This window comes from Pseudomonas sp. TE3552 (genome assembly GCF_056278945.1).
Map to the genome: position 1 here is coordinate 5,073,739 of NZ_JBWBQJ010000001.1, position 15,997 is coordinate 5,089,735.

Consider the following 15,997-nt stretch of genomic DNA (forward strand, 5'->3'; position numbering starts at 1 on the left):
TGGGGCCGCTACGCGACCCAACGGGGGCAAGCCCCCTCGCCACAAAAAGCAGATCAGGCGCTCATCCAATCGTTGGCGTTCGAGCCCAATCCAATGCTGTCGCCGGCACCGGCCGCCCAAACCAGTACCCCTGCCCCAGATCGCAAGCGTGTTCGAGCAGGAACCCCGCCTGCTCGACCTGCTCGATCCCCTCTGCATGCACTTGCATGCCCATGCTCTGCGCCAGCGCAATGATCACCCGCGCAATCGCCGCGTCATCCTCATCACCCGGCAAGCCTGCGACAAATCCCTGATCGATCTTGAGTTTTTGCACTGGCAAACGCTTGAGTCGCAGCAATGACGAATAGCCCGTGCCGAAGTCATCGATGGCCAGCCGCACGCCCAACTCGCGCAAGCGATGCATCTGCTCCAGCGCCACTTCCGGGTCTTCCATCACCGCGCTTTCGGTGACTTCCAGCTCCAGATACGCCGGATCCAGCCCCGTGTCGTGCAGCACCTGAGTCACTTGCTGATACAACTCGCGGCGGGCAAACAGGCGCGAAGAAACGTTCACCGCGACAAACGACAACCCCACGCCCGTCGCTTGCCACTGGCACATCTGCCGACAGGCCTGGCGCATGACCCAGGCATCGATCTCGGCGATCAGTCCGGTACGTTCGGCAATGGGGATGAATTCAGCCGGCGACACCAGTCCGCGTTGCGGATGCTCCCAGCGCACCAGAGCCTCGACGCCGATCAGGCGACTGGTTTTGAGCTCATACACGGGCTGGTAATAGACCCGCAACTCCTCTTGCTCCAGCGCTCGGCGCAAGTCGAAGGCAATCTCGACACGTTGCTGGGCATGGGCGGTCAACTCTTCGGTGTAGAGCGCATAGCTGTCGCGGCCCGCGCTCTTGGCCTTGAACAGCGCCGAGTCGGCATTGCGCAACAGTTGCTCGGCGCTCAAGGCATCGCTGGGGAACAGGCTGATGCCGACACTCGCGTTGATGAATAACGGTTGCTTGTCGTTGATCCGAAACGGCTCCTTGAGGCCATCGATGACCCGCTGAGCCAGCGCTGCGGCATGCCCCGGTTGCGGGCAATTTTCGGCCAATACCGCAAATTCGTCGCCACTGAGCCGCGCCAGCGTAATGCCCGGGCCAAACAAGGCGCCCAGGCGCTCAGCCACCGCCTTGAGCAGTTGGTCACCGACACTGTGGCCGAGACTGTCGTTGATCAGCTTGAAGTGATCCAGATCGATCATCAGCAACGCGCAACCGCGCTTATGACTCTGCGCCGAGGCCACGGCCTGTCCGGCACGGTCGGTAAACAGCAGGCGATTGGGCAGATCGGTCAGCGGGTCATGGTGGGCCAGGTGCGTCAGCTCATGCTCGGAGTTCTTGATCGCACTGATGTCGGAAAACACCGCAACGTATTGGCTGAGCCGCCCCTGATCATCGTGAACGAGGCGAATCGTCTGCCATTGCGGGTAAATCTCGCCGCTTTTGCGACGGTTCCAGATTTCCCCGCTCCACTCGCCGATGCTGTCGAGAGTCGCGAACATCGCCTGGTAGAAACCCGGAGGATGATGACCCGATTTGAACATGTTCGGGCGCTGACCCAGCACTTCCTCACACTGGTAGCCGGTGATTTCCATGAACGCCCGGTTTACATGGACGATCAGCCCTTTGCTATTGGTGACCAGCACCCCTTCACGGGTGCAATCGAACACCGCGGCCGCTTGCCGCAAACGCTCCCGGTCGGCAGTGCGCTCACGCAATTTGGCGCCGACGCCCAGGCAGCGAAACAACCGTGCCCGCGCGATGAAAATCAGCGCGGCACTGAAGGCCACCCAGGCATAACCGTTGATCAGTTGCCAGCGCAGCAGATCGGTGGAGTTATCGAAGAAACTGTTCAATAAATAACCACTGAACTGAAGCCAAACTATGGAAAGCACCAGGTAAAGCAGCGCTGCACGCAAAGCATCGCGATATGTGGCTGGCATTCGAACGTCCATGTCCCTACAAAAAGGTTGGAATTATAGATTAAAGAAACATCCAGCCACTCTTATCTGAAAGGGCGACTGGTTTTATCCGTGGGCTTAGTGATAATGCAAAGGCTGTTTTTTCTTTATCGAGGGCCCTATAGCCTATGTGGTACGAAGGTTTTCTTGGCTTATCGCCCTGGTCACTGGTAGCCGTCACCCTGCTGATGACCCACGTGACGATCGTTGGCGTCACGGTCTATCTGCATCGCTATTCAGCCCATCGCTCGCTTGAGCTCAATGCCGGCCTGAAACATTTCTTCCGCTTCTGGCTGTGGTTGACCACGGCGCAGAACACCCGCGAGTGGACCGCCATCCACCGCAAGCATCACGCCAAATGCGAAACCGTCGATGACCCGCATAGCCCGGTCATCAAGGGTCTGTCCACCGTTCTGCGCAAAGGCGCCGAGCTGTACCGCGCCGAAGCGGAAAACCCCGAGACCCTGCGCATCTACGGCAAGAACTGCCCCGAAGACTGGATCGAACGCAACCTCTACACTCGCTTCCCGTTGCTGGGCGTGGCGATCATGGGCGTCATCGACCTGCTGCTGTTCGGCACCATCGGTATCACCATCTGGGCCATCCAGATGATGTGGATCCCGGTCTGGGCCGCCGGCGTGGTCAATGGTCTGGGCCATGCCATCGGCTACCGCAACTTCGAATGCCGCGATGCGGCGACCAATCTGGTGCCCTGGGGCATCCTGATCGGCGGCGAAGAACTGCATAACAACCATCACACCTACCCTAACTCGGCCAAACTGTCGGTGAAGAAGTGGGAATTCGACCTCGGCTGGGCCTGGATCCAGGTCTTCAGCTTCCTGCGCCTGGCCAAAGTCCAGCGGGTCGCGCCGATCGCCCACCGTGTCGAAGGCAAAGGCAGCCTGGACATGGACACCGCCATGGCGATCCTCAACAACCGCTTCCAGATCATGGCCCAGTACCGCAAGCTGGTGATCGCGCCGCTGGTCAAGCAAGAGCTGGAAAAGGTCGATCACTCGGTCCGCCACCAGTTCCACCGGGCCAAGCGCCTGCTCTCGCGGGAAACCAGCCTGCTGGATGACAAGCACCATGTGCGCATCCAGACCATGCTCGAGCATAGCCAGGCATTGAAGGTAATTTACGAGAAACGCCTGGCCTTGCAGCAGATCTGGGTCAAGACCAGCTCAAATGGTCACGACATGCTGGCCGCCATCAAGGATTGGGTACACGAGGCCGAGGCCAGCGGGATTCAATCCCTGCGCGACTTCGCCGACCAGCTGAAAACCTACTCCCTGCGCCCTGCCAACGCCTAATCCTCTGATGACGGCTTGCCTCTGATTAGGGGCTGCCTGTGGCGAGGGAGCTTACTCCCGCTCGGCTGCGCAGCAGACGTAAAACCTGACGACGCGTTTTAACTGACAAAACGCGCCCGCCAGATTCCCGCGCTATACCGCCCAGCGGGACCACGGCCCCTCACCAAAAAACACGGGAACTTCGCCCCAAATCCCTTATCTCAAAGACACTTCGCCATCCAGGCGGGCTCTGCTCTAGCCGCTGTCGAAATAGCGGCACGCCCTTTGAGATTTGTGCCGATGGTCAATGAAAACCTACAAGACACATCCCTTCCACAGTGGCCTGAAGCCGCGCAAACGCTGATGGCGCTGATGCATGCCCAAGGTGAAGTGGCGCGCCTGAGCGAACGCGAACAGCTGTTCAGCTCGCTGCTGGTCAGCGTCAATGCGGTGCTTTGGGCATTCAACTGGGAAACCCGTCAGGTGCTCTACGTCAGCCCGGCCTATGAGCGGATTTTCGGCCGCCCTGCCGGCCTGCTGCTGTCCGACTACAATCACTGGCGCGACAGCGTCTACCCCGACGATCTGGACTACGCCGAACGCAGCCTGGCGCAAGTGTTGGTCAACGGTGCCGTCGAAGACCGCGAATACCGCATCATCGCCGCTGACGGCCAGGTACGCTGGCTCAGTGACAAGTGCTTCATCAACCGTCAGGCCGAGCCGGGCCAACCGGTGATCATCGTCGGCATTGCCGAAGACATCACCGAAAAGAAGCAGATGGAAACCGAGCTCCACCGCTTGGCCACCACCGACGTACTGACCCAAAGCAGCAATCGCCGACACTTCTTCGAAGGCGCCCATCGCGAATTCGAGCAAGCGCGCCAGCAAGGCAAGCCGCTGGCCTTCCTGCTGCTGGACATCGATGACTTCAAAGTGATCAACGACACCTACGGCCATCCGGAAGGCGACAAGGTACTGCAACGCATCGCCGAGAGCGGTCGCGCGGCCCTGCGACGTGGTGATCTGTTCGGGCGGATCGGCGGTGAGGAATTCGCCGCGGTGTTCCCCGGTTGTGCACCGGACATGGCCATGCAAGTGGCCGAGCGGCTGGAACGGGAGATTCAGCAGTTGAGTTTCAGCCATGACAACAGGACCTTCGGCATCACTGTCAGCCAGGGCTTGACCAGCCTCACGCCCGAGGATGAAAGCCTCGACAGCCTGTTCGCCCGCGCCGACGCGGCCATGTATCAGGCCAAGCGTCAGGGCAAGAACCGCATCATTTCTGGCTGAGAAACTGTCTGACGCTGACACCTACCTGTGGCGAGGGGGCTCGCCCCCGTTCGGTTGCGCAGCAGCCGTAAAATCAGAGCACGCGGTATTTCTGACAGAGCCAGGTTGTCGGGGTTCAGGACTGCTTCGCAGCCCAACGGGGGCAAGCCCCCTCGCCACAGAGCCTCGCTCCTACAGGTTTTGCGTGAAGCCTATTTTTTGCGCAAACGCATCAATTCCGGCAATCCGATCTTGAGCAACCGCGCCGTGCGGCTCTTGGCCAGCGTCTCGATGCCCTCATGCTCGGTCAGGCGCGCCAGTTGCGCGGCCATGTTCATCACCAGCGCTTCACGGGAGTAAACCCCGCCACCGAGCTGATAAACCGCTGCAATCAGCTCTCGCAGCTCCAGCGGCAGGCGCCAGCGGGTGCGTAGCGCCGAACCGTAGGCCGCACCGAATTCGGCCAGGGCATCGCCGATTTCTTCCAACTCATCCAGCTCACCACCGGCCTGCTTCCATTCCTGCAAACACCGCAGCAACGCCAGGTCGCCGAGGCGATGCAGCATGCCCGCGCAATAACAGCGCTCCTGATCCAGGTCGAGCAAGCGCGCCAACGTCCGCGCATATTCGGCGGTGTGCAGGGACAACTCCCAATAACGCTGCGCATAATCGGCCAGACACGGATCGCTGAGCCGGGCACTGCGCTTGAGGGCGAGCCCCAGAATCAGGTTCATGCTTTGCCCGGTGCCCAAACGGTGCAACGCCTGGGCCAGGGTTTGCACAGCGGCGCCATGATGCTGCGCCGCGCTGTTGGCGGCAGCGATCAAGACAGCGGTGACTTGCGGATCGGTGCGGATCTCATCTTCCAGCCGCGTCAGATCGAGGCCATTGGGATTGAGGCTGCGTTTGATTGCCACCTGCACGTCAGTCATCAACGGCGCACCGTCCGCCAGCTCGCGCCGCCGCTCCAGATACACCGACAAGGTCATGCCCGGCGCCAGAGACGGCACTTCGCAGGACACCTCTTCACCCGCGCTCAGCAGCAAATCCTGCAGGCGCTGGGTCAGGTTTTCCATGTTCAGGGGTTTGGTCAGGTATGCCGTGGGCGCCAGGGGCAAGACTTCACGCACACTGGCACCGTCGTTGCGGCTGCTCATCAGAATGAACGGCAGCGGCGGATTACGTTTACGCTGACGAACATTGCGCAAGACATTCAGGCCATCGACGCCAGGCAACTCCCAGTCGACGATTACCAAGTCATAAGGATTTTCCGCCAACAGCTGCAGGGTCTCCTGGCCATCGGCACACAGGTCCAGCCGCGCGTCGCAGCGCACATTCAACAACACTTGCTTGAGCAGGTCGCGAGACCAAGGGTCCGCCTCGGCAATCAGCACTCGCGGTACAGCGGGTAACACCACAGCAGTCATCTGCATACTCCAACGGCAATGCTTGCACCTTAGTCAATGCTGGCCATTCGATACAACTCAATTGCCCTGATGTGTTTCAAGCACCCATAAAAAAACCCGCCGAAGCGGGTTTTTTGTCGATCAGATCACAAATGAATCAGAGCTCGGCGAAGCACTCTTCGATGATCGCCAGGCCTTTGTCCAGTTGCTCGTCCGGCGAAGTCAGCGGTACCAGCACGCGCAGAACGTTGCCGTAGGTGCCGCACGACAGCAGGATCAGGCCCTTGTCACGCGCCTTGGCCACAACGGCTGCTACAGCAGTCGGGTTCGGCTTGTGACTGTCACCGTTTTCGAACAGCTCGACGGCGATCATCGCGCCCAGGGCACGCACGTCGCCGATCACCGGGTATTTGGCCTGAATGGCTTTCAGGCCAGTCACCAGACGCTCGCCGACCGCTTTGCAACGGTCCAGCAGGTGCTCTTCTTCAAACACTTCCATCACGGCCAGGGCCGCGGCGCAAGCGATCGGGCTACCGGCGTAAGTGCCGCCCAGGCCGCCCGGGGCGATGGCGTCCATGTATTCGGCCTTACCGCATACACCGGCCAGCGGGAAGCCGCCAGCGATGGATTTGGCGAAGGTGGTCAGGTCGGCGGCAACGCCCATCTGTTCCATGGCGAAGAAGGTGCCGGTACGGCCAGCGCCCGTCTGTACTTCGTCAGCGATCAACAGAATGCCGTGCTGGTCGCACAAAGCGCGCAGACGCTTCATGAACTCTTTAGGCGCGACGTAGAAACCACCTTCGCCCTGCACCGGCTCGATGATGATGGCAGCGATGTCACGCGGCTCAGCGTCGTTCTTGAAGATGCGCTCGATGCTGGCGATCGAATCGTCGATGCTCACACCGTGCAGCTCGTTCGGGTACAGCGCGCGGAAGATGCCGCCTGGCATCAAGCCCATGCCGGCCGAGTAAGGCACGACTTTACCGGTCAGGCCCAGGGTCATCATGGTGCGGCCGTGGTAAGCGCCGGTGAACGCGATCACGCCGGCACGGCCAGTGGCGGCGCGGGCGATCTTGATCGAGTTTTCTACAGCTTCGGAACCGGTGGTCACCAGCAGGGTTTTCTTGGCGAAATCACCCGGCACCTTGGCGTTGATTTTTTCGCACACTTCCACGTACGGCTCGTAGGCCAGAACCTGGAAGCAGGTGTGGGTCAGCTTGTTCAGCTGCTCGGTGACGGCGGCGATGATTTTCGGGTGCACGTGACCGGTGTTCAGCACGGCGATACCGCCGGCGAAGTCGATGAACTCGCGACCTTCAACGTCGGTCACGGTAGCGTTCTTCGCGTGGTCGGCGAAGATCGGGTGGATCTGGCCAACACCACGGGGTACAGCAGCAGTGCGGCGGGCCATCAAATCAGCGTTAGTCTTGCTCATACATTCCTCATTCGCCGCTCATCGGTCGGCGTGGTTCAAGGATTAAGCGGCGGGGAAGCAACTACGGCAGCATGCGATGATCGACTGCCACAGCGTTCCCGGCCACAGAGAAAATTCCGTTTGAAGCGTCGCAAAGGGACAGCGCTCTCGTGCCCTTTGCGCTTGAAGCAATCCCTGCCGGGCTTAGATGCCCAGGCAGAGGTATTTGATTTCCAGGTAATCTTCGATGCCGTACTTGGAGCCTTCACGGCCCAGGCCCGACGCCTTGATACCGCCGAACGGCGCGACTTCGTTGGAGATCAACCCGGTGTTGACGCCGACCATGCCGTATTCCAGGGCTTCAGCCACACGGAACACACGGCCCAGGTCACGAGCATAGAAGTACGAGGCCAGACCGAACTCGGTGTCGTTGGACATCGCGATCACATCGGCTTCGTCTTTGAAGCGGAACAGCGGCGCCAATGGACCGAAGGTTTCTTCCTTGGCCACGGCAGCGTTGTTCGGCACGTTGGTCAGAATGGTCGGCTCGAAGAAGTTGCCTTGCATGCTCTTGCCACCCGCCAACACGGTAGCGCCTTTGCCGACGGCGTCAGCAATGTGCTCTTGCACCTTGGCCACGGCTTTTTCGTCGATCAGCGGGCCAGTGGTGGTGCCGTCTTCCAGACCGTTGCCGATCTTGAGTTTGGCCACGGCCACTTTCAGTTTTTCGGCGAACGCGTCGTAGACCGAATCCTGAATGTACAGGCGGTTGGCGCAGACGCAGGTCTGGCCGTTGTTGCGGTACTTGGAAATGATCGCGCCTTCGACGGCCTTATCCAGGTCCGCGTCGTCGAACACGATGAACGGCGCGTTGCCGCCCAATTCCAGCGAAACTTTCTTGATGTCCTTGGCGCACTCGGTCATCAACTGACGACCGATTTCGGTCGAACCGGTGAAGGACAGTTTGCGCACGATCGGGTTGCCGGTCAGCTCGCTGCCGATATCGCCAGCACTGCCGGTCACCACACTGAACACGCCGTTCGGAATACCGGCACGTTGAGCCAGTTCAGCCAGGGCGAACGCCGAGAACGGGGTTTGCGAAGCCGGCTTGAGCACCATGGTGCAACCAGCGGCCAGGGCCGGGCCGGCTTTACGGGTGATCATCGCGGCCGGGAAGTTCCACGGAGTAATCGCAGCGGTCACGCCGATCGGCTGCTTGATCACGATCAGGCGCTTGTCTGGCTGGTGACCCGGAATCACGTCACCGTAGACGCGCTTGGCCTCTTCGGCGAACCACTCGATAAAGGAAGCGGCATAAACGATCTCGCCCTTGGCTTCAGCCAATGGCTTGCCCTGCTCCAGGGTCATCAGGCGAGCCAGGTCATCCTGGTTCTCGATGATCAGCTCGAACCAGCGACGCAGCTTGTTCGCGCGCTCCTTGGCGGTCAGGCCACGCCAGGCCGGCAGCGCTTTGTCAGCGGCTTCGATCGCACGGCGGGTTTCGGCAGCGCCCATTTTCGGCACAGTGCCCAGAATTTCGCCCGTTGCCGGGTTATTGACCTTGATCGTCTGACCGTTGTCCGCATCGACCCAAGCGCCATCGATAAAGGCTTGCTGGCGGAACAACTGGGTGTCTTTAAGCTGCATGTCGGCTTTCCTTAACAGCACCGCGACAAACGCGGGGCGAATTATGATTGTAGAAAGGCGCCTTATAGGCTGCCGTCAGGGAAATCATTCACCGGGCTGAAGCACATAAATAGCGCACTGATCGAACTCGTGCGGTTCAGCACCCAGACAAGAGCGTTTGAAATCTCAAACGAATCCTAGGATCAAAGGGGGTAAAGGACAATAGGCTGTTCGAAAAAAAGAACGAAAACGCCGCATTTGCCTATTTTTTCTGATCAGCGTAGCAAACGCAGGTTACGCTTTTGAAAAACGCAGGCGATTCAGCGGCATGGACGCCCGCAGCGCATATGAGTATCATGGCGCCCGCATCGCACCAGTAGCTCAGCTGGATAGAGTACTGCCCTCCGAAGGCAGGGGTCGTGGGTTCGAATCCCGCCTGGTGCACCATATGTAGAAACGAGAAAGCCTCAGATCTTAGGGTCTGGGGCTTTTTTGTGGGTCAGCATTTTTAATGTTTGGGTCTAGTGATCAGTGCTGACTGATTCAAACAAGCGCCCAATGTCTCTAGCGGTATGCAGGACACGCTCAATCTGAACATCGCCCTCTAAAAGACTGTAAAAGATCAAATATCGGCCGTGGGAAATCATTCGCAGCCCTCTGGCACAGTCATCTCGGGAAATACCTTGATTTGGCTGATCAACCAGCCGTGCACAGCACACTCGCAACTCACCAACAAAAGTCCGAGCTCGGCCGGGATTGTCACGGGCAATGTAGCGGGCAATTTGCTGCAGATCCTCTCGTGCCAGTGCGGAGAAAAGCAGTTGTCTCATGGGCGTTTCTGCTCCGCTTCGACCTCATCAATGAGCGCATCAAGCTCAGCAAACACCGTATCGGCTGCAATAGCCGGGCGTGGGTCATTGCGGCTGGCTGCAATAGCTTCACGTATTTCTGCGGCTTGTAATCGATCAAGTAGCTGTTGATAAGTGGCGTGCGGTAAAAGGTAGGCAGCAGGGCGATTGTGGTTGAGAACGGCAACTGGCTCTGAGCCTGCTTGCTCAATCACGGTACTCGGGCTGCGTTTCAGCTCGGTAATACTAACCGACCGACTCGCGAGTAATTGCTCCATGAGGCCTCCAAAGGTACACAAAATAGTACCTTATAGTGTTCGATTGACTGAGCAACGGTCAACATGCAACTGACCGGAGCCATGTGCTCCACAATGAAACGGAGTTTCTATTCTGTCGTTAAATCCAGATAGCCAGTCAAATGGCCGGCAAATGAACGGCGCGAGTAAAGTCGACTGAGGCCGCTCTTTGGCCAGTTGATACCTGCTGCCAGCGCCTTCTTCAAGCAAATGACCGTCAAATGACGATCATACCCAGTCGGGTGCATCGCGATTGGCCTTGGATTATCGATATTTTTTTCTTCCGACCGATTCAGCAGAAAATCCTTACGACTTTCGAAGGTTGCAGGAGGTCAGCCTGCACGTTACCCTTCTGCCGTCGCTGCCAATTCAGCGACCGGGCTTGGTAACCCGAGAGTTAAGCGCAACAGCGCCCTCATTCAGATTTGCAGGCGTTTTTTTATGCCCGCAATTTTGAGTTATGGCGGCTGTGCGTGGGACGTCTTCGGGCGTGCCGGATTCCTTGACTCCCGGTTTACCAACCTGCGCACAGCTGCCACCCATTCGCTTGGTAACGAAAAAGTGGCAGTTCCTCGTCAAGGAGCTAGACCATGCGCAATGTAAATCCGTACCAAATTAGGCTTATCCCTCACCGCGATTTCGAATCGCGCCCCCACCGCACCTCCGTCAATGGAGGTGGCAAATGACTGAACACTCAGAAGCAAAAACCATCGGCTACACGCCCTGCCTCTACTGTGCAGACGATCCGCTGTTTCATGTCAGCGCTGGGGTGCCTATTAGCAAAGCATTGGCGCAGGCGTCCGACCTGTTGTTCTTGGCCAAGTCGTTTGCTGAGGATGCTGCTTACGCGAAAGACACCGACCGCCACGCGTGGGCCGCGCATTATCTGACTGCGATGGGTAAGGCAGTGATTGATGATGTGGTGAAAGTTTTGACGCAACCACCGCAGGCGGCGACGCCATAAACCGCAGAATAGCGGCAACTCACCCTTGAAATGCGCCCCGATTTTTCGGGGCCTCCAAAACTGTCAGATGTGAAGGGAGGCGTGTTGATTCTGACTTCTAGCGTCTACCATTTCCTGCAACTGCATACCCGTGCAATGGCAGTGGTCAGGCATGCCCCCGTCAGAGCTTGGCGCAAGTCTCCAGATAATCAGTGACGGCCTCTTCAAAAGCATTTCGAAGCTCCTGTACTGACTCACCATGAAACCCAACGACATCTCTAATACCAGCGATATGGCCGACAAACAGGCCATCTTCCTCGCTGTATTCAATTCGGGCGGCATAGCCTTTGTAATTCATTACGTTCATGCGGTGACTCCTGCTTGTTCAAGGAAAGCCCGCGCATCACGAACCTGGTAGGGCTTTGCTTTCTTGTCCGGGTGTGGTCGGTGAAAGAGGCCGACCACACCGTTCAGCTCAAAGCGTACCCCGGACCCGCCGCGATTGGTAAGGCGGAAAAATCCCAGCCAACAAAAAACCCCTGAGCAGTCTCAGCACCGAAGCGCATCAACCGACAGGGGCCGTGTTGTGAGCGATTGTAAGGGTTGAGGACTTCTCGTCAACTGCCGGTAGGCACTGGTGATCCAGTCAAGGCAGAGGCAATCGTCAAGGAAAACTTGACTGTTCAAATCGCTGACTCGCGTCAGGTCAGCTGCATCACTACCAATGATCATCGCCGTAACAAACCATTTCTTGGGTAGTTTCTTGGGTAGTTCTTAGTAGTTCTTGGGTAGCTTCTTGGGTAGTCGGCGATGCTGCTGGCGCTCCCCTACACCTGTTGCGTAAAACACACCTTGATGAACTCCAGATCAAACAGCGCTTTTTTAATGGCAAAAAACCGCCAAAGCGGTTTTTTCATTCTGTCGTCCAGTCAAACTCGTCGTACTCATCATCGTCTTCTTCGTCCTCGATCAACTCATCATCAAGAACGTCTTCCTCAAGCGCTTCTTCTGCCTGCTTCGCCAGCAGAAACTCCTTACGACTCTCAGTCACTGCTCGCCGCAGTTCCTCGCCCTTCACCGGGCAGTTGAGCATTTGGGCGATGCGGTCGATTTTTTGGGCCACGGCATCCTCCAACGCATCGGCTATGGGCCGATAGTGCGCGCTTTCGGGTGTCGATGCCAAATTTGCCGACCGCTGTTCACCTCATTTTTTCTGCAAATCCTTGAGTCGGGCCGTGAGGTTTTCCTTGGGGAAGCGCTTGTGCAGTGTCGTCATCAGCGCCTCGGCGGCTTGGGTCTGACCGGAGTCCTGCAGGCGTATCACCTCACGTAATTGATCATCCAATGACTTGGCCGGCGCGGCTGAGCGTTTGCTGAGTTTTGCTTCGTCAGCCATTTCACTATTGATCGACTCTCGTTGCATCGGTGCAGAAAACTCCGCCATTGGCGCAGCCGGTGCGGGCATGGACATGGCGCCGGCTGGTGCAGTCTGGGCGCGAGCAGCGGGTTCATTCGCTTCAGCCGCCTCCTGTTTGGAGAGCGGTGCGGAGGCTTTGGGCGCAGGCGCGAAGTCGTAACTCGGCAGTTGTTCCGGCGTGCGTTGCACCAGTGCCAGCATCAGCGCGACGCCGACGAGGCTGGCGAATGCCACTTGCCAACGGGGTTTCTGGCAGGCCTGCACCCAGCGTTGCCACAGGTTCGGCTTTGGCGCGGGGGCTTCGCGATGGGCCGTTGCGAGGATGAAGGCGTCGAGATGCGCCGGTGGTTCGCCGCTGCTGTGATCGCGAAAATGCTTGAGCACTTCATCGTCGGGCGATGGCGGTATTTGTCGGGCGTCAGTCATGTCAGTACCTCCTCGGCCAGCAGCCGACGCAGTTTTTGCTGGGCATAGCGCAAGCGGCTTTTTACGGTTTCCAGCGGGGTTTCGGTAAGGGTGGCGATCTGCGGCAGGTCGAGGTCGCCGTGGGCGCGCAGCAGGAACACTTCGCGCTGGTCGGCGGGCAAAGTTTGCAGGGCGGCTTCGAGGCGTTGGCTGTCGCGGCTCAGGCTCAGCAGTTGTTCGGGGTCGGCCGTGTCATCGATCAGGGCGTGAGCCTGTTCGTCATAGCTGTCGTGCAACGGGTTGTGGATGCCGTGTTTGCGCCAGTGATCGATCAGTCGGTTGCGGGCAATCTGGTAGAGCCAGGTACGAAAATTCGCCCGACCTTGTGGCTGACTGGTGCTGCGGATCAGGCTCAGCCAGGTTTCCTGGTACACCTCTTCGGCCAGTTCGGGCTTGCCGCTGAGGCCGAGGAGGAATCGATAAAGGCCCTGGCGATGGCGGGCGTACAAAACTTCGAACGCCGGCCCGTCGCCCGAGCGATAACGCGCCAGCAGCGATTCATCGCTGCCGGCGGCGGAGCTGATTTCAGGATCGGACATGTCAGTGCTGGCCTCTTTCACTCTATCCGGTTGTCGTTGGATGGTTGATTCGAGGCAGTCGAGGCTCGCAGGCTCTGCGCCAACTCCACCAATTGCACGAACTCACCGCGCAGGCCGAACTGATCGTCACCCCGTGCGCCACGGGCCAGGGCTTCGGTGTCTTTCAGGCTGAAATCGCCGGTGTAACGACCGTCCTTGAGCTGCTGGGAAAAGGCCGCGACGGCGGCGGCAAATCTCAGATCGTCGCTGGCGGCCGAGAGTTTGCCGGCCTCACCTTTCAGTATTGGTCGCTCGATCAAGCGACTGTTCCCACCTTCCGGCAACTGATAACGCACCCGCAGCATCGCCAATTCCCCGGTTTTTGCGGAAACATCGGCCGCAGATTTGCCATAGCGCAATGGCTCCAGCCAACCTTTCTCTCCCTTGGGCACAATTTCATACAACGCGGTCACCGTATGTCCTGCGCCGATTTCTCCGGCATCGATTTTGTCGTTGCTGAAATCCTCACGCTTCAAGGCGCGATTCTCATAACCCAGCAGCCGATATTCGCTGACCTGGGCCGGATTGAACTCCACCTGCAGCTTCACGTTTTTTGCCACCACCGCCAAAGTCGAGCCGAGCTGATCCACCAACACCTTGCGGGCCTCGCGCAGGTTGTCGATGTAGGCGTAGTTGCCGTCGCCAGCGTCGGCCAGTTGTTCCATCAGGTGTTCATTGTAGTTATCCACACCAAAACCCAGGGTGGTCAGGGACACGCCGGTTTTGCGTTTATCCACAGCCATTTGTTTAAGGCTGTCGAAGTCGCTGATGCCCACGTTGAAGTCACCGTCGGTGGCCAGCAGGATGCGGTTGATGCCTTTGGGGATGAAGGCCTGTTGCGCCATTTGATAAGCCAGTTCGATACCCGATGCTCCGGCGGTCGAGCCGCCTGCAGTCAATTGATCGATGGCGGTACGAATTTTCGCTTTTTCCCGTCCGGAAGTCGGCTCCAGCACCACGCGAGATTCTCCGGCATACACCACCAGTGAAACCCGGTCCTGCTCGCGCAGTTGATCGACCAGCAATTTCAGCGTGCTTTTGACCAGCGGTAAACCTTCGCGGCGGTCCATGGAGCCGGACACGTCCATCAGAAACACCAGGTTCGCCGGGGCCAGTTCCGCCACCGCGCGATCGGATGCCTTGATGCCGATGCGCAGCAATCGGGTATGCGGGTTCCACGGTGACGGCGCCAGTTCGGTGGTCACGCCAAACGGCGAGCCATCGCCGGGCAAGGCGTAATCGTAGGGAAAGTAATTGACCATTTCTTCCAGGCGCACCGCCCCTTCGGGAGGCAAGCGCCCCTGATTGAGCAAGCGGCGGACATTGGCATAAGCGCCGGTATCGACATCGGCACTGAAGGTCGAGACCGGTGCCTCTGCCACGCTGTGAATCGGGTTATCGGCCAGTGCCTGATATTGCTCCCGCTGCTCATCCCGATAGCCCTGTGGATAAACCTCACCGGCCGGCATTGGCGCGAAAGCGACCAATGGTGCCGGTCGCGCGTTGTGCTTGGCCATCGAAGTGTCCGCCATGACCGCCTCGCGGTGCACCAACGCTTCAGTTTTCGGTTCACTTTGAGCCGCAGGCGCGGCCGCGGCCGGGCTGTTCGTCTCAGAGTCTGGCGTGGATGAAACGCCGCAACCGGCAACGGCCAGCAACAACCCGGCGGCGAAACCCTGGGCGGCCGGGCGGAGGAAATGCAGAGGAAGGGACATGGGGGCTGACCTCAGGAGGAAGTTGACTCATTCATCCTCTGAGACGGACAGCCCGCCGGGTTCGGGTTAAATCACCTGAAAGAATCTTCAGCGGTGATAACGCCGCACCACGCTGCTGTTTTTCAGCACATGGCCTTTGATCTGTTCCATCAGCTGCGCGCGGGTCAGGCCGGCGGGCAAGGCTTCTGGCGCCAGGTCCAGGGCGTAGAGCTGGATAATGTAGTGATGGGAGCTGTCGCCGACGGGCGGGCAAGGACCAATGTAGGTGGTGGTGCCTTTGATATTGGTGCCGCCCATGCCTTCGAGGGTGGATTTGGTGCCGACACCGGCCGGAATCTGCCGCGTCGTGGCCTTGATGCCGTAACGAATCCAGTGATCGACACCCTGGCCTTTCTGGCCGTCGGGGTCGTGCATGACGATGGCGTAGCTGAGGGTGCCCGGAGGGCCGGCATTCCAGCTCAGGGCCGGGGACAGGTTCTTGCCGCCGCAACCGCTGACATCGCTGGCTTCTGCCACCGTGAACAGACGATTGTCCGAAACACCGGGAATGCTAAGGGTGAAACGCTCCTGGGCCTGCGCCGGAAACTGCACGCAAAGGGCGACTGCAACAGCCGCCAGCCAAGGGTTCAAAGAGGTCAATCGGGTCATACCGGAGCACCTTGTGCGGGTGGGGCCGTCGTCGGCTCGCAAACTATAGCCGGACCGTTCGTGCGGTGGCAGCAGAAT

General features: G+C 58.9%; 15 protein-coding genes, 1 tRNA gene and 1 pseudogene. 4 read left to right on the forward strand and 13 right to left on the reverse strand.

What is annotated here, in order from left to right; all coding sequences use genetic code 11:
- Positions 1-61: 61 nt before the first annotated feature.
- Complete coding sequence (gene dibA, locus ACZ9BB_RS22950; RefSeq protein WP_476216472.1) at positions 62-1,984, reverse strand: phosphodiesterase DibA; 1,923 nt, start codon at positions 1,982-1,984, stop codon at positions 62-64.
- Positions 1,985-2,130: 146 nt separating this feature from the next.
- Between dibA and desA the strand changes: the two genes are divergently transcribed.
- Together desA and ACZ9BB_RS22960 are read left to right on the forward strand one after the other, a co-directional pair.
- Complete coding sequence (gene desA / locus ACZ9BB_RS22955) at positions 2,131-3,315, forward strand: delta-9 fatty acid desaturase DesA (protein WP_476216474.1); 1,185 nt, start codon at positions 2,131-2,133, stop codon at positions 3,313-3,315.
- 279 nt (positions 3,316-3,594) lie between these two features.
- Positions 3,595-4,584, forward strand: a complete 990-nt coding sequence (locus tag ACZ9BB_RS22960; protein ID WP_476216476.1) for a GGDEF domain-containing protein — start codon at positions 3,595-3,597, stop codon at positions 4,582-4,584.
- Between the two features lie 191 nt (positions 4,585-4,775).
- Here ACZ9BB_RS22960 and ACZ9BB_RS22965 read toward each other — a convergent pair whose 3' ends face one another.
- The 3 genes from ACZ9BB_RS22965 to gabD all read right to left on the reverse strand — a co-directional run bounded on the left by ACZ9BB_RS22965 (position 4,776) and on the right by gabD (position 9,030).
- Entirely contained in the window at positions 4,776-5,990 is a 1,215-nt protein-coding gene (locus tag ACZ9BB_RS22965; RefSeq protein ID WP_476216478.1) for an HDOD domain-containing protein, read from the reverse strand.
- A 136-nt stretch (positions 5,991-6,126) separates the two neighbouring features.
- Positions 6,127-7,404 carry a 4-aminobutyrate--2-oxoglutarate transaminase gene (gabT, locus tag ACZ9BB_RS22970; RefSeq protein WP_476216479.1) on the reverse strand — a complete coding sequence of 426 codons (1,278 nt, stop codon included), beginning with the start codon at positions 7,402-7,404 and terminating at the stop codon, positions 6,127-6,129.
- Positions 7,405-7,587: 183 nt separating this feature from the next.
- Positions 7,588-9,030, reverse strand: a complete 1,443-nt coding sequence (gene gabD, locus ACZ9BB_RS22975) for an NADP-dependent succinate-semialdehyde dehydrogenase (RefSeq protein ID WP_008068633.1) — start codon at positions 9,028-9,030, stop codon at positions 7,588-7,590.
- Positions 9,031-9,379: 349 nt separating this feature from the next.
- Here gabD and ACZ9BB_RS22980 point away from each other — a divergent pair.
- A tRNA-Arg gene (locus tag ACZ9BB_RS22980) sits at positions 9,380-9,456 on the forward strand.
- A 74-nt stretch (positions 9,457-9,530) separates the two neighbouring features.
- Here ACZ9BB_RS22980 and ACZ9BB_RS22985 read toward each other — a convergent pair.
- Positions 9,531-9,839, reverse strand: a complete 309-nt coding sequence (locus tag ACZ9BB_RS22985) for a type II toxin-antitoxin system RelE/ParE family toxin (protein ID WP_081499842.1) — start codon at positions 9,837-9,839, stop codon at positions 9,531-9,533.
- A complete protein-coding gene (locus tag ACZ9BB_RS22990) occupies positions 9,836-10,135 on the reverse strand; it encodes a type II toxin-antitoxin system prevent-host-death family antitoxin (protein ID WP_007899614.1) in 300 nt (99 codons plus the stop codon). The genes ACZ9BB_RS22985 and ACZ9BB_RS22990 overlap by 4 nt, the downstream gene beginning before the upstream one ends.
- Positions 10,136-10,835: 700 nt before the next feature.
- Here ACZ9BB_RS22990 and ACZ9BB_RS22995 point away from each other — a divergent pair.
- Positions 10,836-11,117, forward strand: coding sequence for a DUF3077 domain-containing protein (locus ACZ9BB_RS22995; protein WP_476216483.1), 282 nt, complete (start codon positions 10,836-10,838; stop codon positions 11,115-11,117).
- A gap of 163 nt (positions 11,118-11,280) precedes the next feature.
- On the opposite strand, the pseudogene ACZ9BB_RS23000 reads toward ACZ9BB_RS22995, so the two are convergent.
- The 7 genes and pseudogenes from ACZ9BB_RS23000 to ACZ9BB_RS23030 all read right to left on the reverse strand — a co-directional run.
- A pseudogene (locus tag ACZ9BB_RS23000) lies at positions 11,281-11,463 on the reverse strand (type II toxin-antitoxin system HicB family antitoxin); the annotation flags it as partial.
- Positions 11,460-11,621, reverse strand: coding sequence for a type II toxin-antitoxin system HicA family toxin (locus ACZ9BB_RS23005; protein WP_476218394.1), 162 nt, complete (start codon positions 11,619-11,621; stop codon positions 11,460-11,462). The gene ACZ9BB_RS23005 and the pseudogene ACZ9BB_RS23000, both read right to left, overlap by 4 nt.
- Positions 11,622-12,009: 388 nt before the next feature.
- On the reverse strand, positions 12,010-12,279 hold the full coding sequence (locus tag ACZ9BB_RS23010) for a hypothetical protein (protein ID WP_223486482.1): 270 nt from the start codon (positions 12,277-12,279) through the stop codon (positions 12,010-12,012).
- A 21-nt stretch (positions 12,280-12,300) separates the two neighbouring features.
- The gene (locus tag ACZ9BB_RS23015) at positions 12,301-12,939 is read right to left on the reverse strand and encodes a hypothetical protein (protein WP_476216486.1); all 639 of its coding nucleotides are present in this window, start codon (positions 12,937-12,939) and stop codon (positions 12,301-12,303) included.
- The gene (locus tag ACZ9BB_RS23020) at positions 12,936-13,517 is read right to left on the reverse strand and encodes an RNA polymerase sigma factor (RefSeq protein WP_476216488.1); all 582 of its coding nucleotides are present in this window, start codon (positions 13,515-13,517) and stop codon (positions 12,936-12,938) included. Before ACZ9BB_RS23020 ends, ACZ9BB_RS23015 begins: the two co-directional genes overlap by 4 nt.
- Positions 13,518-13,534: 17 nt before the next feature.
- Positions 13,535-15,271 carry a vWA domain-containing protein gene (locus tag ACZ9BB_RS23025; RefSeq protein ID WP_476216490.1) on the reverse strand — a complete coding sequence of 579 codons (1,737 nt, stop codon included), beginning with the start codon at positions 15,269-15,271 and terminating at the stop codon, positions 13,535-13,537.
- 87 nt (positions 15,272-15,358) lie between these two features.
- Positions 15,359-15,919, reverse strand: a complete 561-nt coding sequence (locus tag ACZ9BB_RS23030) for a YbhB/YbcL family Raf kinase inhibitor-like protein (protein WP_476216492.1) — start codon at positions 15,917-15,919, stop codon at positions 15,359-15,361.
- Positions 15,920-15,997 lie beyond the last annotated feature (78 nt).

Excerpts from the sequence above, each read along its gene's own strand:
- dibA (WP_476216472.1), bottom strand. The coding sequence starts at position 1,984 with ATGCCAGCCACATATCGCGATGCTTTGCGTGCAGCGCTGCTTTACCTG.
- desA (WP_476216474.1), top strand. The coding sequence starts at position 2,131 with ATGTGGTACGAAGGTTTTCTTGGCTTATCGCCCTGGTCACTGGTAGCC.
- ACZ9BB_RS22960 (WP_476216476.1), top strand. The coding sequence starts at position 3,595 with ATGGTCAATGAAAACCTACAAGACACATCCCTTCCACAGTGGCCTGAA.
- ACZ9BB_RS22965 (WP_476216478.1), bottom strand. The coding sequence starts at position 5,990 with ATGACTGCTGTGGTGTTACCCGCTGTACCGCGAGTGCTGATTGCCGAG.
- gabT (WP_476216479.1), bottom strand. The coding sequence starts at position 7,404 with ATGAGCAAGACTAACGCTGATTTGATGGCCCGCCGCACTGCTGCTGTA.
- gabD (WP_008068633.1), bottom strand. The coding sequence starts at position 9,030 with ATGCAGCTTAAAGACACCCAGTTGTTCCGCCAGCAAGCCTTTATCGAT.
- ACZ9BB_RS22985 (WP_081499842.1), bottom strand. The coding sequence starts at position 9,839 with ATGAGACAACTGCTTTTCTCCGCACTGGCACGAGAGGATCTGCAGCAA.
- ACZ9BB_RS22990 (WP_007899614.1), bottom strand. The coding sequence starts at position 10,135 with ATGGAGCAATTACTCGCGAGTCGGTCGGTTAGTATTACCGAGCTGAAA.
- ACZ9BB_RS22995 (WP_476216483.1), top strand. The coding sequence starts at position 10,836 with ATGACTGAACACTCAGAAGCAAAAACCATCGGCTACACGCCCTGCCTC.
- ACZ9BB_RS23015 (WP_476216486.1), bottom strand. The coding sequence starts at position 12,939 with ATGACTGACGCCCGACAAATACCGCCATCGCCCGACGATGAAGTGCTC.
- ACZ9BB_RS23020 (WP_476216488.1), bottom strand. The coding sequence starts at position 13,517 with ATGTCCGATCCTGAAATCAGCTCCGCCGCCGGCAGCGATGAATCGCTG.
- ACZ9BB_RS23025 (WP_476216490.1), bottom strand. The coding sequence starts at position 15,271 with ATGTCCCTTCCTCTGCATTTCCTCCGCCCGGCCGCCCAGGGTTTCGCC.
- ACZ9BB_RS23030 (WP_476216492.1), bottom strand. The coding sequence starts at position 15,919 with ATGACCCGATTGACCTCTTTGAACCCTTGGCTGGCGGCTGTTGCAGTC.